Source organism: Paenibacillus sonchi, assembly GCF_016772475.1.
Lineage (GTDB): Bacteria > Bacillota > Bacilli > Paenibacillales > Paenibacillaceae > Paenibacillus_AQ > Paenibacillus_AQ sonchi.
This window is the reverse complement of record NZ_CP068595.1, coordinates 6,910,671-6,933,762: the sequence shown is the minus strand read 5'-3', so window position 1 is coordinate 6,933,762 and position 23,092 is coordinate 6,910,671. Positions and strand designations below refer to the sequence as shown.

Genomic DNA, 23,092 nt, shown 5'->3' with positions numbered 1-23,092 from the left:
TAATCAGGTAAACAGGTAAATTGATTCCAGGAGGGATTTTTAGTGATTTCAGTTAACGATTTCAAAACAGGCTTGACCGTAGAGGTGGATGGGGATATTTTTACCGTCCTCGATTTCCAGCATGTTAAGCCGGGTAAAGGTGCCGCATTCGTGCGCTCCAAGCTGAAGAACCTGCGCAACGGCAACACTGTTGAGCGCACCTTCCGTGCCGGTGAAACGATCGGCCGCGCCATCATCGAAAACCGTGGTGTGCAATATTTGTATGCAAGCGGATCGGACCATGTATTCATGGACAACGAAACCTACGATCAGTTTGAGTTGTCCGCCAAGCAATTGGAATGGGAGCTTAACTTCCTGAAAGAGAACATGACCGTGAATATCGTCAGCTACCAGGGTGAAATCCTCGGGATCAACCTGCCGACCAGCGTAGAGCTGAAGGTTACGGAAACCGAGCCGGGCGTTAAAGGCAACACGGCCCAGGGCGCAACCAAAGCGGCAACGCTGGAAACAGGCCTCACAGTACAAGTTCCGCTCTTCATCAACGAGAACGACGTTCTGCTGATCGATACCCGCGAAGGCAAATACATCTCCCGCGCGTAGATTGTCAAGCGAAGTGATATTTTCAGCCTCCCCGCGTTTGCGGCGGGGGTTTTTTAGTTTTGGGAAATTATGAATGGAAGCAAGCAGGCCCATCCAGATGCGGATTGCCGATGCGGGTGCGATGCGAGTCTCTTTCTAATCAGGTCAGAATTCACATTCTATCCTGAAATAACGATGTCCGATTCATACGACATGGTTATGGAAGCCTCGAATTTGGTGAAGCCAAATTGAGGGCCTTCTCCGAGATTGCATCGTCTGAAGTGCCGCCAATGGGCGGCAAAGAATGTCTATTGCATTCTCTGCAGCAGAATAACCCATAAATCAGTCGAAAAGCTCCATCTATTGCACTCTGTACATTAGATTCCCTTGAAAAAGCTGTTTTGGACGCGATATCCGAAAATCTGTTGCACGAAATACAGCAGAAGGCGATTCAACGCAGAATCAGAAGTATTCTGTTGCACAAAGTGCAGTCATTCAAAAAAATCCACTATGGTTGTCCCGCATGAAGACTACGGATTTCAAGGCCAGTCTATATAGTTGGAAAAAGGGAACCTAATTTTCCTCAGAAGGCAGCAATCGTAAGACTTAAGTGGAAAAAGTAAACTTAATTGGGCGAAATTACTCCGTCAGGGGCGGAATGTGCTGAATTAGTTGTCCTTTTTCCACCTATCCTATGGAGCACACGGTACGAGAACGGATTAGTTGTCTTTTTTCCACCTATTCTGTGGAGCACATGGTGTGAGAACGGATTAGTTGGCCTTATTCCATTTATTTTGTGGAGCACATGGTGCTTATGCGATTTAGTTAACCTTTTCCACTTGCTCAGGATTCATGGAAGGTTCTGGACAGGGAAAAATTGGTGTTCAGAAAATAAGCGGATTTTTTTGTGAAACTATTAACGCATGAGGTGTTTTTCGTATTATACTGGTTTAAAGCACGAGACCAAATTATAAGCTGTTACATAGACCGAAATAGGGAGTGAAATGGACTTTGTCACTTTATGTCATGAAATTCGGAGGCAGCTCCGTCGGCGACATTGAACGAATGAAACGTGTTGCGGGGCGCATCGCAGATAAGCAGGATGAGGGTCACCGCTGTGTTGTGGTTGTATCCGCCATGGGAGATACCACGGATGAATTGATCGATCAGGCCAAACAGTTGAACGGGCAGCCGCCTGCACGCGAAATGGATATGCTGATGACAACCGGGGAGCAGATCTCCGTTGCGCTTTTGTCCATCGCCCTGAGTGGGATTGGCCGCAGCGCTGTATCTTATACCGGCTGGCAGGCCGGATTCCGGACCGATGAGACGCATGGCCGGGCACGAATCAATGAAATCGATCCCCGCCGGGTTCTGGAGTCGCTGGAGCGCGGGCAGATTGTGATCGTAGCCGGTTTTCAGGGGATGACCGTGGACGGGGAGATTACCACACTGGGGCGCGGCGGCTCGGACACTACAGCCGTAGCACTGGCTGCAGCCATCCAAGCGGATGTCTGCGAAATCTATACGGACGTGGACGGCATCTATTCCACGGACCCGCGTATCGTGAAGACAGCGCGCAAGCTGAATGAAATCTCCTATGATGAAATGCTGGAGCTGGCTAATCTCGGGGCAGCTGTGCTGCATCCGCGGGCTGTGGAATACGCCAAACGATATCAGGTGAAGCTGGTCGTCAGATCAAGCTTTAATCATAATGAAGGTACTGTTGTGAAGGAGGAAGCAAGCATGGAGCAGGGTGTGGTAGTTAGCGGAATTGCATATGACAAAAACGTGGCGCGGATCAGTATTCTCGGGGTGCCGGATGTGCCGGGAGTTCTCGCACAGGTATTCGGCAAGCTGGCCGAGGAGGGTGTGGACGTCGATATCATCGTGCAGAGCGGTGTGCAGAACGAGAAGGCCGACTTCTCCTTCACCGTTGCACTGAGCGAGCTGGCGCATGCCAAAAAGGTTATCGAGGGGCTTCACAGCGAGCTTCCTTACCGCGAAGTCACCTCCGAGGATAATCTGGTCAAGGTATCGATTGTCGGCGCGGGTATGGTCAGCCATCCCGGTGTAGCGGCGCAAATGTTCGATGTGATCTCCAAGGAAGGCGTGAGCGTCAAGATGGTCAGCACTTCCGAGATCAAAGTGTCATGCGTAATTGAATCCGGCAATCTGCAAAAGATTATCCAGGCGCTTCACACCGCCTACAATCTGGATACAGAAGAGCAGGCGTTTGTCGGAGGCCCGAAGGACCGCCGCTAAAAGCCGGAAGGCTTCGGCCCCGCCTTACAGCTTGCCTTAACTGAAATGTCCCGCTGCCTAATGGTAGCGGGACATTTTTTGCGGGAAATATGGAATGAAGGCTGGCAACAATGGCTTCAATGTCTTCCACAACAAATGCCAGATGCCGGATTCCCGGGGTATTTGCAAAAGGCAACTGAATCTCTCGCTCATCTGACGGCGAAATATATTGGATTAGCTCTATCCCCTCTCCTTCCGATTCCCATTCCCCTTGCACCTCAAGGCCAAAATCGAGAAAAAACGCTTTAGCAGCAGAGAGATCATTAACGACTACACCCGCATGATCTATTCTATGGATCTTCAAATCTCAAACCCCCTATGTTTTAAGAATTCGTGAACTCGCTGTCCTGATTATACCCATTAAAGCGGGCCATAGTTTCTTTTGGTTTGCTCTTTTCTAGCGTGGTATCTTAGGAACGTCTCAATAGCTTGATAGAACAAAATCACCCTGGTGGGTGAGTAACAAAATGGGGCTTACGGCCGCAGGAATTCCCAACCACTCCAAAATCAACGGGGGCATGCTGAAGACGGATCGCCCTATTCCTTCACGATCTATCCGCAGCCGTTGCGGACAGGAAAGCCGTTATGGATAGAAGATTCGTCTATTCCGCAGGACTAACGGACTGAGATGCCTTTATTTGTCCCTTTCCCCTTTATTCCGGGCTCCATCGAACGATATAAAGGCTCCTGAGTCCGTAACTGCTGAAAAAGTAAGATTTTTGGCAAAATAAGGGCTCCTCTGTCCGCTCCAGTCCGCGGATGGAGCCCAATCCTCCTGCATTGCTTAAAGCCTCTGAGGCTTCCAAGATCTCCACAAAACAAAACAGTCCCATCCTCCGCTTACCGCAGAGGATGGGACTGCTTGGGTATGAATATGGGTTTGGGAGCTTTGTGCTAATACTACCCCAGCCGTCTGAACCGGCCGACAATCTCCACCGTCTCCAGCACGTTGACGAACGATTTGGGGTCGGTTTCGAGGATCGTTTTGCGCAGCTCGGCCAGCTCGTAACGGGTGGTTACGGTCATGAGCATGGTGTTCCCTTCGTGGCTGTACCCGCCTTCCGCATTAACTACAGTGATGCCGTGGGGCAGGCAGGTGAGGCGGCTCAGCATCTTTTCCCGCTCCTTGGTGATAATGAAGCAGGTCAGCTTAATGTGGCGGATATGGATCATATCGACCACACGGCTTTTGACGAAGATACAGAGCATGGCGTAGAGGGCGGAGTCCCAGCTTTTGAAGAAGCCCAGGCTCAGAATGACCAGCCCATCCAGCACAAACAGAACGGTGCCCATCGGAATGTCGCGCTTGCGCGTAATGATGGAGCCCAGAATATCGAATCCCCCGGAGGAGCCCCCGGCCCGAAGAGAGAAGCCCACCCCGCCGGCGATGATGACTCCCCCGAAAATACTGGCCAGAATCGGGTCCTTGGTCAGCTTGATCAGCGGAATAACGGTCAGGAACCAGGTGGTGGATACGACTGACAGCAGGCTATAGAAGATGTATTTTTTGCCCACGGCTACAAAACCCCAGATCAGGATAGGCAGATTAATAGCAAAATAATACAGCGAAATGTACTTCGGATTGGTCAGGTAACCGATGACGGATGCTGCTCCCGCAACCCCGCCGCTGAGCAGCTGGTGCGGAATGAGGAACAGGCGCAGCCCGCTCGCGACCAGAAAGGCCGAGAAAATAATGATGGCGACTTCTTTCACTTGCTTGGCAACCGGCCCTGAAACGAGCGGCATTACAACATTACGAACTTGCATGACATAAATCCCCTCTTCTTCGGATGTCTGTATCTGCATTTTAGGATGGTGCCTGAAAAGATAAGGAGCCCATAGTTTAACCAAGAGCCTGCACTTATATTTTCCAGATCAATCTGTTCAAAATGCGCAAAATATATTTTATCATACCGATGATATTTTTTTATAGAGGGGTTCACTATGATTTCTTTCACACTTCTACTTGGTATATTCGCTTATTTCTTCTGTCTAAAGTGGGCCCGTCCCGCATATCCATGGATAACAGCAAGAAAATTACGGGATTCCCGGCAATAGATTTGTAAAAGGAGTGAAGCGGATTGGACAAGTATGTGAGCTGGATGGCGGCGCTGCGGCTGCTGTCGGGGAGTGTGGAAATAGCGGCGGCGCTGATTATGCTGAAGCTGAACCAGGTGGATAAGGCGCTGGCAGTCAACTCCGGATTGGCTCTTGTCGGGCCGACGATTCTGATTCTAACCACAGCGGTGGGGCTGACGGGGATGGCACAGGATCTGTCGTGGGGCAAGCTGGGCTGGATTGGCTGCGGGGTGGCTTTTCTCTTAATCGGGATTCTAAAAAAATGATAGATGATAGTCATAATGCACGCGTACAAGCATAAGTATGGATTAAAGCTATTTAAGTAGAGGACAGCTTGGGGGTACTCTGTATGGTTAATGACTGGCTGCTGTTGTTTCCTGAACGAATAAGAGCACTGCTGGGAGGCTTGCCCGCTCCCCTGCTCGGCAAGGTGGAAGAGATTCGTATCCGCGAAGGCCGCCCGCTGGAGATTAATTATTCCGGAGGCAAATACCATTTTCTCGGTGTTAGCGGCAGCCTGACGCTGAGTCCCGAAGAAGCGTACAAGCCTGAACGGGAGGATACGCACCGGCTGCTGGACCTGATCAGCAATCATTCGCTCTATACGATGGAAGAAGAGCTTCGCAAGGGGTTCATTACGATCCCCGGCGGGCACAGGATTGGCCTTGCGGGCCGGACCGTGCTGAGCGGCGGGGGCGTGGAGCATCTGCGCGACATCACCGGCTTCAATGTGCGGATCGCCCGTGAGCTGCCGGGCATCGCCGACGGTGTGCTGCCGTACCTGCTCGACAAGGGGCGGCAGCGGATTATGCATACGCTGGTGCTCTCGCCTCCGCAGCACGGCAAAACCACCCTGCTGCGCGATCTTGCCCGGCAGATCTCGGCGGGCACAAGAAGCGGGCGCGAGGGCAGCCGTCCGGGCCTGAAGGTCGGCATCGTCGATGAGCGCTCCGAAATCGCCGGCAGCCGCCGCGGGATTCCCGCTTTTGATGTCGGCCCCCGGACAGACATCCTCGACGGGTGTCCCAAAGCGGAGGGCTTGATGATGATGATCCGCTCCCTCTCGCCCGATGTGCTGATCGCCGATGAGATCGGCCGGCCGGAGGATGCCGAAGCCGTCACTGAAGCGCTGCACGCCGGCATCACGGTTGTTGCTTCGGCGCACGGCAAGGAAGTGTCCGAGCTGGCCCGGCGGCCCGGACTCGGCGGACTGCTGGAGCACCGGATGTTTGAGCGCTATGTGATCCTCCACCGGACAGAGGCGGGGCTGTCCTTCCGCATATTGGACGGGCAGAGACGCAGTCTGCTGCTGGTGGCTCCTGAAGGCCGGCAGGGCGGTGAACGCCATGCTTAAGCTCTTCGGAGCGGTGCTGATCGTCCTGGCAGGCACGCTGGCCGGGTTCAAGCGGGCCGCCCAGTATGCTGACAGGCCCAGGCACATCAGAGGCCTGATCGCCGCCCTGCAGCGGCTGGAGACGGAGATCCAGTACGGCTACACCCCGCTGCCGGAAGCGCTGCGCCGGATCGGGATGCAGTCGAAGGAGCCGCTGAAGGCTTTTTTCACCACAGCGGCCGATGAGATGAGCCCGCCGCTGGACCGCAGCGCCGAAGATGCCATTTCGAAGGCCATGGAAGAGCACTGGAAGACGGCTTCCCTGAAAGGGACGGAGAAGGAAATACTCCGGCAGCTCAGCTGCACGCTGGGTACCAGCGACCGTTCGAATCAGAGCACTCACATCGCGCTGGCTTTGCAGCAGTTGAAGCAGGAGGAGACAGCGGCCAGAGAAGATCAGGGCAAATATGAAAAAATGAGCAAAAGCCTGGGTCTGCTGCTTGGAGCATTGATCGTCATATTGATCTTTTAGCGAGGTGCCAGGAATGAATATTGAAGTCAACGCGATCTTCCAGATTGCCGGCATCGGCATTATTATCGCCATGATCCACACGGTGCTTAAACAGATGGGCAAGGAAGACATCGCCCACTGGGTAACGATTGTCGGCTTTATCATCGTGCTGTTTATGGTCATCCGCATGCTGGACGGCCTGCTCCAGGAAATCAAAACGATTTTTCTTTTTCAATAGGCCAAGGCTATGGAAATCATTCAAGTGGTGGGAATTGGGCTCTTGTCGACGGTCCTGATACTCGTACTGAAGGAACAAAAGCCGATGTTTGCCTTCCTGCTGACCACGGCCGCAGGCATTCTGATCTTCCTGTTCCTGATCGGCAAGATCGGAACGATTCTGGGGACGCTGGAGCGGGTGGCCGAGTCCTCGGGCATGGAAATGATCTATATCAAAACGGTGTTCAAAATTATCGGAATTTCCTATATCGCAGAGTTCGGGGCGCAGATCGTGCGCGATGCCGGACAGGAATCGATTGCTTCCAAAATTGAGCTGGCCGGCAAGGTGCTGATCATGGTGCTGGCCGTGCCGATTATCAGCATTATTATCGAGACGGTGATGAAGCTGCTGCCAACCTGACAAGCATTGGGGTATGAGGGGAAGTTAGAAGCGGGGCGGGGGAAGGGTATGCGGACGCGCGGTGTTTTTCGGCCACCAAAATTAAAAATCATTCTGCTGCTCCTGCCCGCCCTGCTGCTGCTGTGGTGTTCAGGAACCGCCTTCGCCGCCGGAGCACTCCCCTCTCCGTCGCCGCCGCCGCAGTCTGCTCCCCAGGGAGGTTCATCTTCTGCGGTAGACCATTGGGTGAAGGGGCAGGTGCAGAATCTGCCTACAGGCGAAGTGGAATCGTACTGGAATAAGCTGATGAAGGACTATGGCGGATTTTTTCCCGAAGGCAAAACCCCGTCGCTGATGGATATGCTGCTGCCGGGCGAGGATGGCCTCAGCTTCAAAAGTGTGTTGAAGGGACTCACTTCTTTTATGTGGCATGAGGTGATGTTCAACGGCAAGCTGCTGGTAACGATTGTGATGATCAGTGTGCTCAGCATGATTCTGGAGACGCTGCAGACCGCTTTTGAACGGAAATCCGTCAGTAAAATCGCCTATATGCTCTGTTACATGGTCGTACTGGTCATTGCCGTCAACAGTTTCAATGTAGCCATTGGCTATGCCAAGGATGCCATCGACCGCATGACCGACTTCATGATGGCGATGATTCCGCTGCTGTTCGCCTTGCTGGCTTCCATGGGGAATATCGTAACGGTCTCCGTCACCCATCCGCTGATTGTGTTCATGATCCATACGGTGAGCACGCTCATTCATACTGTGGTTTTCCCGCTGTTCTTCTTCTCGGCGGTGCTGCATCTGGTGAGCGCCATGTCGGATAAATACAAGCTGACCCAACTGGCCAATCTGCTGCGGAATGTGGGTGCCGGAATGCTGGGCGTGCTGCTGACTGTGTTCCTCGGCGTGATCTCTGTCAGGGGAATAACCAGCTCAGTGACGGACGGAGTGACCCTCCGCGCTGCCAAATACATTACAGGAAACTTCGTCCCGGTGATCGGGAAAATGTTCGCGGATGCCACGGATACGGTGATTTCGGCATCGCTCCTGGTGAAGAACGCCATCGGGCTTTCGGGTGTCATTATCATCTTGTTCCTCTGCGCGTTTCCGGCGATAAAAATACTCGTGCTTGCCCTGATCTACAACGTGGCTGCCGCCGTCATGCAGCCCCTGGGCGAGACACCGATTGTAGTCTGTCTGCAGACGATCGGCAAAAGCATGATCTACGTCTTCGCGGCCCTGGCCGCCGTATCATTGATGTTCTTCCTGGCCGTCACGATCATGCTGACCGCCGGTAACGTCACCGTCATGATGAGGTAAGGCGCTTATGCTTCCGGTGCGGATTTGTACGAAGACGCTGCAGGAAGCGGTGCAATACAAACTTTTAGGAGGCAAGCGATGACCTGGTTGGGGGATTGGCTGCGGGAGCTCATTCTGGTGGTGCTGCTTGCCGCTTTTGTAGAGATGCTGCTGCCGAGCAAATCCATGGAGCGGTATGCCCGGCTGGTGCTCAGCCTGCTGGTCCTGCTGACCCTGCTAAGCCCGATCGTATCTATGCTGAAGGGCGACGCGACCGGTGCGCTTAGCCTGGCTATGAATCAGCAGGAGCAGCAGGGCGGCGTGCTGACAGGAGCAGGCAAAGGGGCCGGCTCTCTGGAGAAGATTCTGGCAGACGGCCGGATGCTGGCCGCCGGGGCGCAGGAGCAGAGCCTGAAGCTCGCTGCGGAAGAGGTGGCCGGACAGATGCGCGACCAGATTGCCGGCAGCACCGGTCTGCAGGGAGCCAGGGTTACAGTGAAGCTGGGCATGGGTAGTGCCTCCGGCAGCCCTGGGGACGAGGCAGTGCCTGTGATTACCTCGGTGACGGTTGCCCTCCCGGCAGCTGTCCCGGCTGCAGGAGCAGGCAGCAGCGGGGGCAGTATGGCGGCGGGGACAGCCGCCGGCCCGGCTTCGGAGCCGATTGTAATTACACCTGTGGAACCGGTGCAGGTTAGCCTGGGTACCGGCAAGGAAGAGGCTGCGGCAGCAGCCGGAACAGCGGCAGCTCCGCCCGAAACACCCGGTGGCAGCAGGTCCGCTGCCGGAAAAGGAGCAGACCAAGAGGATGTAGAGTCGGTTATCAAGCTGCTGGAGCAGAACTGGAATCTGACCCGGGAAATCATTCATTTACAGAGCAGCGGTGCCGGCGCAGAGAAATTATAGAAATACAGAAGGAAACCAATTCAAAACGGCAGGAGGGATAAGAGATGGGCAACTGGCTGAAAAAGCTGGAGCAATGGGCCGGGGGCGGAGGCTCGGGCAGTCCGAAGCGGAGTCATACCTTCCGCTGGCTGATCATACTCGGGCTGCTCGGTGCAGCGATCATGCTGTTCAACTCCTTTGTGAATGTGAAGAAGCTGGACAGCGAGAATACGGGGCGTGAGCCGCCGGCGGCGGAAAGCTCGCAGGCGACGCTGCAGCAGGGAAATGAAGCAGCCCCCAATTCTTTTGACAGCATTGAGCAGGCGCTGGAAGACCGGACCAAAGAGATTCTGGAGAAAATCGTCGGTGTCGGCACGGTGGATATCATGGTCACAGTGGATTCTACAGAGGAAATCGTTGTGCAGCGCAATATGAACGACTCCCAGCAGCAGAGCGAAGAAACCGATGCCAGCGGCGGCAAGCGTCATACCACACAGTACACAAGGGATGGTGAAATCGTTACCTACAGCCAGTCGGGCGATGAAACCCCGATTATCACCAAGCGGATCAAACCGCAGGTGCGCGGCGTGCTGGTTGTCGCCAAAGGGGCGGAGAACAAAATCGTCCGGGGGCTGATTGAGGAAGCGGTCGAAAAAGGCTTGAACGTGCCGGACTACCGCATTTCCGTCGTTCCACGCAAGCAGGAATAGCCGGTTCAGATTCATTTTTTAACGAAGGGTATGTAATAAAACTTTAGGAGGAATTCAGAATGAAGGGCAAAAGACAAACGATTTGGTTGGTTTCCATGCTCAGCTTGATGGTGGTCCTTTCCGCTTACTATTTGTTTACGGAAGATTCCGGAGCGTCCATTCCCAAGGAAACAGCGGGCAGCGTTCAGGTGGACAATATGAAAAGCGGAGCCGACGGGGCGCAATCCCCTGCTCTGGACAGCGGTCTTGTCATTAACGAAGTATCTGCACAAGACATTGCCAAGGACTCCGGCAAAGCCGCTGTGAATGAGGACAGCAGCGCAGCTGCCGTTACAGCTGACAGCGACAATGGCAAGGCAGGAACAGACGATAAAAAAGCTGCAACAGAAGACAAGTCTGCCGCTGCAGGTACAAGCGATGACAGCTCAGCCGCCGGTACCGGCGATGCCGCAGCCGATGCGGTTACAGCAGAAACCGGCAGCGGTACAGACCAAACTGCAGATGCGTCCAAACCAGCCAAAGACAACACGAAGGCGGATAAAGACACCGCAGCAGCCAACACAGAAAAAACGCCGGCCAAAGACGACGCCGCCATTCTGGATGAAGTCGCATCACAGAGTGTATCGGCCAGCAGCCTGTTCACCAACTATCTCTATGAACGTGAGCAGAAGAACCTGAAAGACCAGAATGATCTGCTCGCATTAATCAATGACATGGATAAGACTCCTGCCGAGAATGCAACAGCCAAAGAGCAGCTGAGCAAGCTGGAGGAAAAGGAATCCAAAATCACAGGCATCGAAGAGCAGTTGCAGCAAAAGTACGGTGAAGCGATTGTGAAAGAGGAAGCCGGCGAAACCTATACCGTTGTTGTCCTCAGCGATAAGCTGGATGTGAAGCAGGCGGTCGGCATCGTGGACCTCGTCATGAAGGAACTCAGCGTTACTCAGGATAAGATCAGAGTTCAATATGTTTCCCAGCAATAATATTCCCGTTAAAAAAAATAGCAGAAATTGCCGAAAGAGCTCGGGTTGTCCCGGGCTCTTTCCATTTCCAGCGTTTATGATATAATACATAAAGTTATCTGGGATACGCTTCCTGAGAAGAACGGAGAAGCCTTTTTTGCTTGTGGCTTCGAGAGAAAGCTGAAGGAGTGAACTATTAAATGTTCAAGTTAAGCGAGATTAAGGAATTGATTAAATTGCTGGACCAAACCTCCTCCGTACATGAACTGGAGATTGAAAGCGAAGGAATGAAGCTGGCTATCCGGAAACCGGATCGCGCCGAGGCTGACGGTATGGCAATTCAGGCGACTCCTTATGCCTATCCCTTTACGCCAGCCCCGCAGCCGCAAACCCCGCAGCAGCATGCTGCACCGGTGGTTGTTACCGAAATTCCGGCAGCCCCGCAGCAGCCGGCGTCCCCTGAAGGCGCATTGCATAAAATTGTTTCTCCCATGGTTGGGACCTTCTATAGTGCCGCTTCTCCGGAAACCCCTTCCTTTGTCAATGTAGGGGACCGGGTCAGCGAGAAGTCAACGGTCTGCATCATTGAAGCGATGAAGCTGATGAATGAGCTGGAAGCGGAAGTGAGAGGCGAAATCGTCTCCGTCCTTGCAGAGAATGGACAGCTTGTGGAGTACGGCCAGCCGCTGTTTCTGGTGAAACCGGAATAACAGCCGCGAGAATCATGAGATGAGGAGCTAGCAAGCTTCCTAAAACTTTGGGAGGAAACGCATGAACATTCAAAAAGTGTTGATTGCCAACCGCGGCGAAATTGCAGTCCGCATTATCAGAGCCTGCCGTGAACTGGGGATATCCACCGTTGCGGTATACTCGGAGCCTGACCGGGATTCACTGCATGTCCGGCTGGCTGATGAAGCGTATTGCATCGGCCCGATGCCGTCCAAGGACAGCTATCTGAACTTTACCAATATTATGAGCGTGGCCACTTTAACCGAATGCGATGCCGTGCATCCCGGCTACGGATTTTTGGCTGAGAATGCGGATTTCGCGGAGATCTGCGAATCCTGCAACATCACCTTTATCGGGCCATCGCCTGAGGCCATCACCCGGATGGGTGACAAGGCTGTGGCTAAGGAAACGATGAAGAGGGCCGGGGTCCCGATCATTCCAGGCTCTGACGGGCTTGTGGGCGATGTGGAGGAGGCTGTCATGCTGGGCCGCGATATCGGCTACCCGATCATCGTCAAGGCTACCGCAGGCGGCGGAGGCAAGGGAATCCGCATTGCTGAGGATGAGGAATCCCTGGTGAAGCAGATTACCGCTGCCCAGCAGGAGGCGCAAAAAGCCTTCGGCAATGCCGGGGTATACCTGGAGAAATTCCTGACCGGCATGAAGCATGTGGAGATCCAGATTATTGCCGACAATCACGGCAATGTGGTTCATCTGGGGGAACGGGACTGCTCTGTGCAGCGCCGCCGCCAGAAGCTTATTGAAGAAGCACCCTGCTCCGTGCTGACCCCGGAAATCCGCGAAGCCATGGGCCAGGCTGCCGTCCGTGCCGCGCAGGCTGTGAACTATTCCGGCGCAGGGACGCTTGAATTTTTGCTGGGACCGGACGGTCAATTTTATTTCATGGAAATGAATACCCGGATTCAGGTCGAGCATCCGGTAACGGAGATGGTCACCGGCGTTGACCTGATCAAAGAAATGATTTCCGTGGCGGAGGGCAATCCGTTGTCGTTTACCCAGGAAGACATCAAGATCAACGGCTGGTCCATTGAATGCCGCATCAATGCGGAGGATCCGGAGCGGAATTTCATGCCTTCACCGGGCAAAATCGGCTTTTATCTGCCGCCGGGAGGACTCGGGGTGCGGGTGGACAGTGCGGCATATCCGGGGTACACGATCTCTCCTTTTTATGACTCCATGATTGCCAAGCTGATTGTATGGGCTCCTACCCGCCGGGAAGCTATCGCCAAGATGAAGCGGGCGCTCTCCGAATTTGCTGTAGAGGGCATACATACCACGATTTCATTCCACCAGAAATTGCTGGAGCATCCGGTGTTTTTGGATGGCAATTTTGACATCAAATTCCTGGAAGAGTATGAAATTTAGGACGGCTTTGCTTTGTTTGTCATAAAGTTCGCCAAATGATATAGTATGTTTAATAAGAGACGTGCTTTGCGCTTGGATTATTGAACAACTTTTTCTTTGAAAGGTGTGAGGACCACAATGAGTACATTGCCGACAGAATATGAACGTACGGAAATCGGTGAAATCCAGATCGCTCCTGAAGTGATTGAGGTTATCGCAGGTTTGGCAACCGTGGAGGTTAAGGGCGTGGCAGGCATGAGCGGCGGTTTCGCCGGCGGCATCGTTGAGCTTCTTGGCCGCAAGAACCTGTCCAAAGGCGTAAAGGTAGAGGTTGGACAACGCGAGGCAGCGGTGGATGTGTCTGTGATCATCGAATACGGCAACCGTCTCCCGGAAGTGGCGGCTGAAATTCAGCGCAACGTGAAGCGTTCCATCGAAACGATGACAGGCTTGACCGTTGTTGAAGTGAATGTGCATATCCATGATGTGCAGTTCCGCAGCAACAATACTGCAGAGAAGACCGAAGAGACGGATGCGGTTCTCCGCGTGAAATAAGGAAGCAGTTCATCCATAAACCCCCGACAGCACCGTCGAGGGTTTACTCTAATTTAAGGAGGTTATGTGACTCGTGGCCAAAATTTTGGACAGGCTTTTGCTGTTCCTCTACAGCTTATGCATCGGAATATTATCTGTAATTGCCATCCTCCTGTTAAGCGGTGCCATTCCGGACTCCTATGAAGCGCTGGACAGACCAGAGGCATATATAGCTGCAATCGCTGTGGCCGTTATTCTGTTCCTGCTCAGCATCCGTTTCTTCTACATTTCGCTGCGCCGTGACCGTGCTTCCCTGCCTTCGGTCGATCAGCGGACAGAATATGGAGACATTCAAATCTCCATGGAAACGATTGAGAATCTGAGCCTGAAGGCTGCCGGCAAAGTCAAAGGCATCCGGGATCTCAAGTCGCGCATCCGCGTCTCCCAGGCGGGCCTTGAGATTATGATCCGCGCCGTTGTCGACGGGGAGCATTCCCTGCCGCTGCTGACAACCGAGGTTCAGCGCCAGGTGCATGAATTTGTGCAGGAAACGACCGGAATTCCTGTAGCGGACGTGTCTGTATACATTGCTAACCTCACACAGTCTCCAAGCTTCAAAAGTCGAGTGGAATAGAGGTGAGTTTCCCTTATGTTCTGGAAAGCAGTATGGGAAAGTCACGGAGGTAGGATTGCCGGGGTCACCTTCGGTGTCGTTCTCGGGTTGATTTATCTGATTAGCGGTTTTTGGGATATGCTGTTCTTTGCACTGGTTGTGTTCATAGGATATACGCTTGGCCAAAGAAAGGATACCGCCCAGCCGCCGCTGTTCCAGTGGCAGGAGCTGGTCCAGCGGCTGTCCGGGCGCTGGCGTCCCTTCAAATGAACCGCGATAGCTTTTCTCCCGGAGCCTGGAACCCATACGTATGAGTTTCCTGATGCCGGAAGAAGGGCTGCGCGGTTTTTTTTCGCTGCTGTCCGCTATGTTGTACGGGGTTCTGAAACCTTCACTTCTGAGTGAACAAACCTGAATTGCGGGTTCTCCACGCTGCCAAAATGCGATAGAGCCCCTACTTTAATGAACAAATGTTCAGTAAATAAACTTTTTTCTGATTTTTAAATGTACGGAATACAATTGGGGATAGAACTTGCTCCTTTAAGCTGAAAATAATTGCATGAAATACAATTAGCCGCTTCTGCCTGATCATAAGAAACAATGAAACATTTAATAAAGTATGCGAGATAAGATTGTAGGAGGAAACACATGAAAAGACGTTTAGCAAGAGAAATTATTGTCCAAAGCCTGTATCAGATGGAAATGAATGATGTGGAAAGCGCGGATGCGGTAGAGATGCTGATTGCCGAAGCGGCAGAAGAGAATGAATCCGAACATGTGATTACAGACGAAGTCGAGCTGAAGGCTTATGTAGTCGGGCATGTCAACGGCGTGTGGGAGCATAAGATGGCGATTGACGATATGCTGGAGCATTACCTGAAGGGCTGGCAGATGAGCCGTCTTTCCCGGGTGGACCGCCAGATTCTCCGTTTGGCCACCTTCGAGATGGTCTTCGCGGATGACGTGCCTGCCAAGGTTGCTGTCAATGAAGCCATCGATCTGGCCAAACATTTCGGCACTGAAGATTCCGGCAAATTCGTTAACGGTGTGCTGGGCAAGATGATTCAGGAGATCGATACGCTTAAGACCGAACTGTAGCAGAGCTGTTGACGTTTGTTTTTTGCCTGATCCAGACATGATGTGCCAACTTCAGTCCAAATTTCAAAACAGATAAAGGGGAGAGAATTACATGACAGCAGCAATCATCAGCGGTAAACAAGTATCTGACGAAATTCGTACGGGCATTGCCCGGGAAGTTGCCCAACTGGCCGAACGGGGTGTAAAGCCCGGGCTTGCTGTTGTGCTGGTCGGTGAAGATCCGGCTTCCCAGGTCTATGTGCGCAACAAAGAGAAGTCCAGTACTGAGCTTGGGTTCCATTCAGAAGTGCACAGACTGGACGCGGCAACTAGCCAGGAGGATTTGCTGGCGCTGGTGGCCGAGCTGAACCGCCGGGATGAGATTGATGGAATACTGGTTCAGCTTCCGCTTCCGGAGCACATTGACGAGAAGGCTGTCATTAATGCCATTGCTGTAGAAAAAGATGTGGACGGCTTCCATCCGATCAATGTGGGGAATCTGGTCATCGGGGATGACAGTCTTCTGCCCTGCACGCCTGCAGGTGTGATCGAGCTGATCAAACGCACAGGCACCGGAATGTCCGGCAAGCACGCGGTCGTTATCGGACGCAGCAACATTGTCGGCAAACCGGTATCCCTGCTGCTCCAGCGCGAGAATGCAACAGTGACCATGTGTCACTCACGCACCGCAAATATCGCCGAGCTTAGCCGCCAGGCGGATATTCTCGTGGTGGCGATCGGCCGGGCCAACTTTATTGACGGCTCTTTTGTAAAGCCGGGCGCGGTGGTGATCGATGTCGGGATGAACCGCCTGGATAACGGCAAGCTGGCCGGGGACGTGGATTATGAAAGTGCGAAGGAAGTTGCCGGCTATATCACTCCGGTACCGGGCGGCGTCGGACCAATGACCATAACCATGCTGATGGCCAACACGCTGACTGCGGCTAAGCGCCGCCGCGGCCTGGATCAGGAATAGGCCGCATTCATGGCACCGGAACGGCAGGTCTACTCGATAAAGGAGCTTAACCGTTATATCCGCATGAAGCTGGATTCCGATGTGGTGCTCTCCGATGTATGGGTCCGCGGGGAAATCTCGAATTTCACCCACCATGGCAGCGGTCATATGTATTTCACACTGAAGGATGAGAGCAGCCGGATCAAGTCAATCATGTTCGCATCGCATAACCAGCGGCTGCCTTTTGTTCCGAAGGAAGGGACGAAGGTCATCGCCAGAGGCAATGTGACTGTCTACGAGCGGGACGGGCAGTATCAGTTCTATGCTATGCATATGCAGCCTGACGGGATCGGCAGCCTGTACCTGGCATATGAACAGCTGAAGAACAAGCTGGAGCTGGAGGGGCTGTTCGCGGCGGCACGCAAGCGGCCGCTTCCGCGGTTCCCGCGCTGCATCGGGGTCATAACCTCCCCGACCGGCGCGGCTGTGCGGGACATTATCATCACGCTGCAGCGGCGGTTTCCGCAGGTGGCGGTGGTGCTCTATCCTGTCCTCGTGCAGGGCAAGGGGGCAGGGCCGTCCATTGTGAAGGCCATTCAGAATCTGAACGCGATGGGCGAAGCCGATGTGCTCATCGTCGGCCGCGGGGGCGGCTCCCTGGAGGAGCTGTGGGCCTTCAACGAGGAGGCCGTCGCCCGGGCGATCGCGGCCTCCGGCATCCCGGTCATCTCGGCCGTGGGCCACGAGACCGACTTCACGATCGCCGACTTCGCCGCCGATCTTCGGGCGGCGACCCCGACGGCGGCGGCCGAGCTGGCGGTGCCGCACGCCGCCGAGCTGGCGGCGCAGCTCCGCACGGCGCAGCAGCGCCTGCGCCAAGGGCTGCTGCGCCGCTCGCAGCGCGGCGGCGAGCGCCTCGCCTCGCTGCAGCGCTCGCTGGCGCTGGTCGGCCCGCGCCGCCAGCTGGCCCAGCACGCGCAGCGGCTGGACATGCTGCGCGCCGGGCTGCTCCGCGCAGCGAGGGACCGGCACGGCCGCGCGCGCGAGCAGCGGGCCGTGCTGCACCACAGCCTGCAGCGCTTCCACCCGCAGGCGAGTGTCAGCGCTGCGCGGCGGCGCACCGAGAGCCTCACCCGCGAACTCGCGGGTGCCATGCAGGTGCGCCTGCAGGAGAAGCGCTCGCGCTTCGCCGCCGAGCTGCGCCATCTCGATGCGCTCAGCCCGCTGAAGGTGATGTCGCGGGGCTACAGCCTCGTCTACGATGAGAAGGAAGAGCATTTAATCAAATCGCTGAAGGAAGTTGAGCTTGGCGATGTGGTCAACATCAAGCTGAATGACGGACAGCTAAGCTGCCAGGTGTGGGGAATGAAGGAGGATGGCATAACGAATGGCGAAGGAAGCTGAATTGGAACTGGATTTTGAGGGAGCGATGGAGCGGCTGGAAGAAATCGTGCGGGAGCTGGAGCACGGCGACGTTCCCCTGGAGAAGGCAATCGATTTATTTCAGCAGGGCATGAAGCTGTCGCAGCTGTGCGGGAACAAGCTGGAGCAGGTGGAACGCAAAATCGAAATGATCACCGAGATGGACGGCGAGCTGCGCAAGAAACCGTTCGGTGCCCGGCTGGAAGGTGACAGCGATGAGCCCGTTTGAGCCGAAGCAGGAAGCGGAGCCCGCGGGGACATCCTTGCGGCAGCCGCTGAAGGAATATATAGCCGAGATCAGCAGCCTGGTGATGAGCGAGCTGGAGGCGGCCTTGCCCGGAGAGTGGAGCGTACCCGGCAATCTTAAGGACGCGATGAACTACTCGCTGCAGGCGGGCGGCAAACGTCTGCGTCCGCTGCTCGTCATCGCCGCCTGCGAGGCGCTGGGCGGCAGCCGCCAGGCAGCGCTGCCTGTAGCCGCTGCCATTGAGATGGTACATACCTACTCGCTGATCCACGACGATCTGCCCGCTATGGACAATGATGATTACCGGCGCGGCAAACTTACCAATCACAAGGTTTACGGCGAGGCTACGGCCATACTGGCCGGAGATGCGCTGCTCACCCATGCGTTCTACAGTGTTGTGCAGGCTTCGCGGAAGCATGGCGTGCCCGCAGAACACGCGCTTTCCGTTGTGGAGGACCTGGCGGAAATGGCAGGCCCGAGAGGGATGGTCGGCGGGCAAATCGCCGATATGGAAGGCGAGCAGGGCCTTACCAGCCTGGAGCAGCTTCAATACATCCACCGCCACAAGACAGGGGATCTGATTGTCTTTTCCCTGACGGCCGGGGGACGCATTGCCGGGGCGGACAGCAGGCAGCTGGAAGCGCTGCGCGATTTCGGCACGCATATCGGCCTGGCCTTTCAGATTCAGGATGATATCCTGGATCTGGTCGGGGACGAGGGCAAGCTCGGCAAAAAAACAGGCAGCGACCTCAAACAGCAGAAGGTCACCTACCCGTATTTTATCGGCCTGGACGCTTCCCGCGATGAGGTGAAGCGGCTGACGGAAGCCGCCCGCAGCGCTGTCCTTGAAGGCGGTTTTCAGGACAATACGCGTCTCTTGGACATTGCGGACTACCTTATGAAGCGCGATCATTAGAGCAAATTCCGGAGCGGCTGTGTTTCGACAGCCGTTTCGTTTGTGTTATAATGGGGTTTATATATATTTTACAACATCTAGGAAAGCGGGGAATACTCGTGCTGCTTCCACAAATAAATGATCCTCAGCAACTTAAAGCTTTGTCAGTTGAGGAGCTGGCTACCCTTGCGGAGGAAATCCGCCGGTTTCTGATCGAGAAGCTTACTGCAACCGGCGGGCACCTTGGCTCTAATCTGGGGGTAGTGGAGCTCACGCTGGCCCTGCACTACTGTTATGACAGTCCCCGGGACAAAATGATATACGACGTAGGGCATCAGGCATATGTCCATAAGATCCTTACCGGCCGCCAGGACCGTTTTGACACGCTGCGCAAGAAAGACGGGTTGTGCGGTTTTGTGAAGCGGGCAGAGAGCGAGCATGATGTCTGGGAAGCCGGACACAGCAGCACCTCCCTGTCTGCGGCCATGGGAATGGCGATGGCCCGTGACCTGAAGGGCGAGGACAACAAGGTTATCGCAGTAATCGGGGACGGGGCGCTTACCGGCGGGATGGCGTTTGAAGCGCTTAACCATATCGGCCATGAACGCCGCAAGCTGATGGTTATCCTGAATGACAACGAAATGTCCATCGCTCCGAACGTAGGGGCAATGCATAATTATCTGAGCAAAATCCGTTCAGACCGCCATTATCTGCGCGCCAAGGATGAAGTGGAAGGACTTCTCAAGAAAATTCCGGCCATCGGCGGAAGACTCGCCAAGACAGCCCAGAATGTAAAGGACAGCCTCAAATACATGATGGTGCCCGGCGTGCTGTTCGAAGAGCTTGGCTTTACTTACCTGGGTCCGGTTGACGGCCATGACGTAGAGAAGCTGATCGATACCTTCCATCAGGCGGATAACGTATCCGGACCTGTATTGGTGCATGTTCTGACTACCAAGGGCAAAGGGTATAAACCGGCTGAAACCGATTTTTATAAGTCACACGCCATTTCGCCATACAAAATTGAGTCCGGCCAGTCTCTGAAGGCTGTCGGCAATCCGATGTACACCGAAGTGTTCGGGGAGACGCTGATTGAGCTGGGCCGAGAGGACAAACGGCTGATCGCCGTTACACCGGCAATGCCGGGCGGATCGGGCTTGTTCCCGTTCGCCAAGGAGTTTCCCGACCGGATGATTGATGTCGGCATTGCCGAGCAGCATGCGGCAACGCTCTGCGCAGCGCTGGCCATGGAGGGGATGAAGCCGGTTTATGCCGTCTACTCCACCTTTATGCAGAGGGCATACGATCAGATTGTGCATGACATTTGCCGCCACAACGCCAATGTCATGTTCGCCATCGACCGTGCAGGCTTTGTGGGGGCTGACGGTGAAACACATCAAGGGGTATACGATATCGCCTTTATGCGCCACATCCCGAATATGGTGATGATGATGCCCAAGGATGAGAATGAGCTGCGCCACATGATGAAGACGGCGCTTGAATATAATGACGGTCCGATTGCCTACCGGTATCCGCGTATTGACGGTACTGGCGTGGCGCTGGACGCCGAGCTGAAGCCGCTGCCGATAGGCACCTGGGAGCGGCTGCGTCCAGGCGATGACTACGCGGTGCTGGCCTGCGGGCCGATGGTACAGGTGGCGGAGGAAGCGGCGGAGCTGCTGAGACGTGAAGGCATTCAGCTGGGGGTTGTCAACGCCCGGTTCCTGAAGCCGCTGGACAGCTCCATGCTGCTGGACCTGGCCCATGCGGGAACAGGGATGATTGTGATGGAGGAAGCCTGCGAGGCGGGAAGTTTGGGCAGCGCCGTGCTTGAATTTTATGCGGAGCATGAAATTTATGATGCCCGGGTCCATTTGATGGGCGTGCCGGATATCTTTGTGGAGCATGGCTCGATCAAAGAGCAGCGCCAGCAAACCGGGCTGACCGTTGAAGCGGTAATCAGCCGTGTCAAAGCGATGAAGGCATCGAGCGCTTTTGCCTACAAGACGACTTCAACCTCCTGAACAGGATAGTCGAAGCAGGAACCCTAAGAATAACCGGGAGATGACCATGGAACACCCTAAGGAACGGATTGATGTGCTGTTAGTGGAACAAGGTTTTTTTGCGAGCCGCGAGAAGGCCAAGGCCGCCATTATGGCCGGACTGGTGCTTGCGGATGAGGAACGGATTGAGAAGGCAGGCATGAAGGTACCGCGCAGCGCGGTTTTGAGAGTAAAAGGAGCTGTGCACCCTTATGTCAGCCGGGGCGGCCTGAAGCTGGAAAAGGCGCTGCGGCAGTTCGGCATTGATCTGAACGGGCGCGTGATGCTCGATATCGGCTCTTCTACAGGAGGCTTCACCGATTGCGCCCTCCAGAACGGGGCGAGCCATGTCTATGCGATTGATGTCGGCTACAACCAGCTGGACTGGAGACTGCGCAATGATGAGCGGGTAAGCGTAATGGAACAGACGAATTTCCGTTATATGACCCCGCCGGACCTGCAAGGTCCGGTTCCCGATTTTGCCAGCATTGATGTGTCTTTTATTTCATTGAAGATTATTTTGCCGCCGCTTATCGCACTGCTTGAACGTCCCGCCGATATCGCTGCCCTTATCAAGCCGCAGTTCGAAGCCGGGCGGGAAAAGGTAGGAAAGTCCGGAGTGGTCCGTGAGCCTGCTGTCCACAAAGAGGTGCTGATGGGTGTGCTCGGCATGGCTTCCGGGCTGGGCTACCGGCTGGAAGGTTTAACCTTTTCCCCGATTACCGGGGGTGAAGGGAACATAGAGTTTTTGGCGCACTGGAAGCTGCTTCCCGACACTGCGGAGACCGGTGCATCCCGGACAGAGCTATCCCCAGATAAGAATAAGCCCGAAGATTTCGCGGCGCTCGCCGATACCGTGATTCAAGAAGCGGCAGCGACCTTTAAAGTCAGTACCCCTGGAAACTCATCGAAACGATGAGTTTCTTTTTGACTGAATAGGAAATTATACAATACAAAAAAATGTGGATAACCTGGAAATTAAGCATAAAAAAGAAGCTTGGGTTCTTCTGAGGTGTTAACCATTGTAAATTGCACGGGATACAACAATGTGTGTCCTAAGCAGGCCGGATGTTTGAACATCTTGTGAGTTATACAACAATCTGTGTCCTAAACAAGCTAAATGGACAAAGATCTTGCACATTGTACAACAATTGTGGGCCTGACTTCACCAAATGGACGAAAATCCTGCATGTTGTACAACAAATGCGGACTTCGTAACCTCCAAGACCAAGACCTTGTTCACCTGCCAGGGTGGTTTTGTGACTGGAAATAAGGATGAGGGCAGTTCATATATGGTTTGCGTTCTTTTTTGCAAAATCACAAGGAATAAGTTAGTCTATCCTTAACTTCCTCCAGTAGCCGTCCGTAACGGTCAGATTTGGCTGGATTCGGCGGCAGAAGCAGGATTTCAAGGGGCCTCGCGCGAATTATTCACCGAGGTGATGGAATTGGCGAGCTCTGATAAGGCCGTTATGGCGTTAATTGGACTGGCAGTCGCAATATTTGTCATTTACCGGATTTACATATGGCTGCAAAGCTCCCCGCGTTCGTTCATTAAGGACAAGCTGCCGCTCAATAAAGACATTTTGCCTCATCCCTCCATCGATTTGCTGGAAGAGGCAGGTTATGAGGTGATCGGCGGCAAGCTGAAGATTCCGTTGTCTTTTACAGTCAATGGGGCTTCCATGTACAGCAGGCTGTTCATCGATTATGTTGCGAGCAAGGAAGAGGACTCGTTCTATCTGGTGATTCTCTCCCGCCCGCGCAAAACGCTGGAATTCACCGGCAGCAGCCTCCGGGATTCACTTCTGCCCTATTTGCTGATCTATCCGGAATGCAGCGGAGTGCTGTATGTCAACACCGTCACGTCTGCCATTCATGAGATCCGGCTGGGCAAGGACGACGGGGAATCTACTTAAGCAATATACTCAT

27 protein-coding genes are annotated in these 23,092 nt (G+C 54.3%); 25 read left to right on the top strand and 2 right to left on the bottom strand.

Translation table 11 applies throughout. The annotated features are described in order from the left end of the window. Nucleotides 1-42 precede the first annotated feature (42 nt). Together efp and JI735_RS31230 are read left to right on the top strand one after the other, a co-directional pair. Complete coding sequence (efp, locus tag JI735_RS31235) at nt 43-600, top strand: elongation factor P (protein WP_020429198.1); 558 nt, start codon at nt 43-45, stop codon at nt 598-600. A gap of 990 nt (nt 601-1,590) precedes the next feature. Then, the gene (locus JI735_RS31230; RefSeq protein WP_039838532.1) at nt 1,591-2,844 is read left to right on the top strand and encodes an aspartate kinase; all 1,254 of its coding nucleotides are present in this window, start codon (nt 1,591-1,593) and stop codon (nt 2,842-2,844) included. Here the strand turns inward: JI735_RS31230 and JI735_RS37585 are convergent. Next, nucleotides 2,765-3,187, bottom strand: a complete 423-nt coding sequence (locus JI735_RS37585; RefSeq protein WP_202676773.1) for a VOC family protein — start codon at nt 3,185-3,187, stop codon at nt 2,765-2,767. The genes JI735_RS31230 and JI735_RS37585 overlap by 80 nt on opposite strands. 151 nt (nt 3,188-3,338) lie before the next feature. On the opposite strand from JI735_RS37585, the gene JI735_RS31220 reads away from it, so the two are divergent. Then, nucleotides 3,339-3,476 carry a hypothetical protein gene (locus tag JI735_RS31220; protein WP_202676772.1) on the top strand — a complete coding sequence of 46 codons (138 nt, stop codon included), beginning with the start codon at nt 3,339-3,341 and terminating at the stop codon, nt 3,474-3,476. 307 nt (nt 3,477-3,783) lie between these two features. Here JI735_RS31220 and JI735_RS31215 read toward each other — a convergent pair whose 3' ends face one another. Continuing rightward, nucleotides 3,784-4,650, bottom strand: a complete 867-nt coding sequence (locus JI735_RS31215) for a YitT family protein (protein ID WP_083886921.1) — start codon at nt 4,648-4,650, stop codon at nt 3,784-3,786. A gap of 314 nt (nt 4,651-4,964) precedes the next feature. On the opposite strand from JI735_RS31215, the gene JI735_RS31210 reads away from it, so the two are divergent. The 22 genes from JI735_RS31210 to JI735_RS31105 all read left to right on the top strand — a co-directional run bounded on the left by JI735_RS31210 (nt 4,965) and on the right by JI735_RS31105 (nt 23,079). After that, nucleotides 4,965-5,228 (top strand): YqhV family protein, encoded by a 264-nt coding sequence (locus tag JI735_RS31210; protein ID WP_025705504.1) that lies wholly within the window; start codon nt 4,965-4,967, stop codon nt 5,226-5,228. An 83-nt stretch (nt 5,229-5,311) separates the two neighbouring features. After that, nucleotides 5,312-6,316 carry a stage III sporulation protein AA gene (spoIIIAA, locus tag JI735_RS31205; protein WP_202676771.1) on the top strand — a complete coding sequence of 335 codons (1,005 nt, stop codon included), beginning with the start codon at nt 5,312-5,314 and terminating at the stop codon, nt 6,314-6,316. After that, on the top strand, nt 6,309-6,827 hold the full coding sequence (gene spoIIIAB, locus JI735_RS31200) for a stage III sporulation protein SpoIIIAB (protein WP_060861637.1): 519 nt from the start codon (nt 6,309-6,311) through the stop codon (nt 6,825-6,827). The genes spoIIIAA and spoIIIAB overlap by 8 nt, the downstream gene beginning before the upstream one ends. 13 nt (nt 6,828-6,840) lie before the next feature. Next, entirely contained in the window at nt 6,841-7,044 is a 204-nt protein-coding gene (gene spoIIIAC / locus JI735_RS31195) for a stage III sporulation protein AC (RefSeq protein ID WP_020426549.1), read from the top strand. A gap of 9 nt (nt 7,045-7,053) precedes the next feature. Continuing rightward, complete coding sequence (spoIIIAD, locus tag JI735_RS31190; protein ID WP_025703761.1) at nt 7,054-7,443, top strand: stage III sporulation protein AD; 390 nt, start codon at nt 7,054-7,056, stop codon at nt 7,441-7,443. Nucleotides 7,444-7,491: 48 nt separating this feature from the next. Beyond that, on the top strand, nt 7,492-8,748 hold the full coding sequence (gene spoIIIAE / locus JI735_RS31185; RefSeq protein WP_039838526.1) for a stage III sporulation protein AE: 1,257 nt from the start codon (nt 7,492-7,494) through the stop codon (nt 8,746-8,748). 78 nt (nt 8,749-8,826) lie between these two features. Continuing rightward, nucleotides 8,827-9,630, top strand: a complete 804-nt coding sequence (locus JI735_RS31180) for a stage III sporulation protein AF (protein ID WP_202676769.1) — start codon at nt 8,827-8,829, stop codon at nt 9,628-9,630. Between the two features lie 44 nt (nt 9,631-9,674). Then, complete coding sequence (gene spoIIIAG, locus JI735_RS31175; protein ID WP_039838525.1) at nt 9,675-10,319, top strand: stage III sporulation protein AG; 645 nt, start codon at nt 9,675-9,677, stop codon at nt 10,317-10,319. A gap of 59 nt (nt 10,320-10,378) precedes the next feature. Continuing rightward, nucleotides 10,379-11,302: a SpoIIIAH-like family protein gene (locus JI735_RS31170; RefSeq protein ID WP_202676768.1), complete on the top strand. Its 924-nt coding sequence runs from the start codon at nt 10,379-10,381 to the stop codon at nt 11,300-11,302. Nucleotides 11,303-11,481: 179 nt separating this feature from the next. Continuing rightward, entirely contained in the window at nt 11,482-11,991 is a 510-nt protein-coding gene (accB, locus tag JI735_RS31165) for an acetyl-CoA carboxylase biotin carboxyl carrier protein (protein WP_039838522.1), read from the top strand. A gap of 61 nt (nt 11,992-12,052) precedes the next feature. Beyond that, nucleotides 12,053-13,396 (top strand): acetyl-CoA carboxylase biotin carboxylase subunit, encoded by a 1,344-nt coding sequence (gene accC / locus JI735_RS31160; protein WP_039838521.1) that lies wholly within the window; start codon nt 12,053-12,055, stop codon nt 13,394-13,396. A 117-nt stretch (nt 13,397-13,513) separates the two neighbouring features. Further along, nucleotides 13,514-13,930, top strand: a complete 417-nt coding sequence (locus JI735_RS31155) for an Asp23/Gls24 family envelope stress response protein (protein ID WP_020426558.1) — start codon at nt 13,514-13,516, stop codon at nt 13,928-13,930. Between the two features lie 73 nt (nt 13,931-14,003). Next, nucleotides 14,004-14,543, top strand: coding sequence for an alkaline shock response membrane anchor protein AmaP (gene amaP, locus JI735_RS31150; protein ID WP_020426559.1), 540 nt, complete (start codon nt 14,004-14,006; stop codon nt 14,541-14,543). A 15-nt stretch (nt 14,544-14,558) separates the two neighbouring features. Further along, complete coding sequence (locus JI735_RS31145; protein ID WP_060867425.1) at nt 14,559-14,792, top strand: DUF2273 domain-containing protein; 234 nt, start codon at nt 14,559-14,561, stop codon at nt 14,790-14,792. Nucleotides 14,793-15,170: 378 nt separating this feature from the next. Beyond that, nucleotides 15,171-15,620, top strand: coding sequence for a transcription antitermination factor NusB (gene nusB, locus JI735_RS31140; RefSeq protein ID WP_039838520.1), 450 nt, complete (start codon nt 15,171-15,173; stop codon nt 15,618-15,620). Nucleotides 15,621-15,711: 91 nt separating this feature from the next. Beyond that, complete coding sequence (folD, locus tag JI735_RS31135; RefSeq protein WP_039838519.1) at nt 15,712-16,575, top strand: bifunctional methylenetetrahydrofolate dehydrogenase/methenyltetrahydrofolate cyclohydrolase FolD; 864 nt, start codon at nt 15,712-15,714, stop codon at nt 16,573-16,575. A 9-nt stretch (nt 16,576-16,584) separates the two neighbouring features. Then, nucleotides 16,585-17,958: an exodeoxyribonuclease VII large subunit gene (gene xseA, locus JI735_RS31130; RefSeq protein ID WP_202676767.1), complete on the top strand. Its 1,374-nt coding sequence runs from the start codon at nt 16,585-16,587 to the stop codon at nt 17,956-17,958. After that, nucleotides 17,942-18,205: an exodeoxyribonuclease VII small subunit gene (xseB, locus tag JI735_RS31125; protein WP_020428430.1), complete on the top strand. Its 264-nt coding sequence runs from the start codon at nt 17,942-17,944 to the stop codon at nt 18,203-18,205. Before xseA ends, xseB begins: the two co-directional genes overlap by 17 nt. Continuing rightward, nucleotides 18,192-19,139: a polyprenyl synthetase family protein gene (locus tag JI735_RS31120; RefSeq protein WP_202676766.1), complete on the top strand. Its 948-nt coding sequence runs from the start codon at nt 18,192-18,194 to the stop codon at nt 19,137-19,139. The genes xseB and JI735_RS31120 overlap by 14 nt, the downstream gene beginning before the upstream one ends. 98 nt (nt 19,140-19,237) lie before the next feature. Beyond that, nucleotides 19,238-21,142: a 1-deoxy-D-xylulose-5-phosphate synthase gene (gene dxs / locus JI735_RS31115; protein WP_039835058.1), complete on the top strand. Its 1,905-nt coding sequence runs from the start codon at nt 19,238-19,240 to the stop codon at nt 21,140-21,142. Between the two features lie 46 nt (nt 21,143-21,188). Next, entirely contained in the window at nt 21,189-22,079 is an 891-nt protein-coding gene (locus tag JI735_RS31110; protein ID WP_039835057.1) for a TlyA family RNA methyltransferase, read from the top strand. Between the two features lie 529 nt (nt 22,080-22,608). Continuing rightward, nucleotides 22,609-23,079: a hypothetical protein gene (locus JI735_RS31105; RefSeq protein ID WP_141639095.1), complete on the top strand. Its 471-nt coding sequence runs from the start codon at nt 22,609-22,611 to the stop codon at nt 23,077-23,079. The last annotated feature ends 13 nt before the right edge of the window (nt 23,080-23,092 follow it).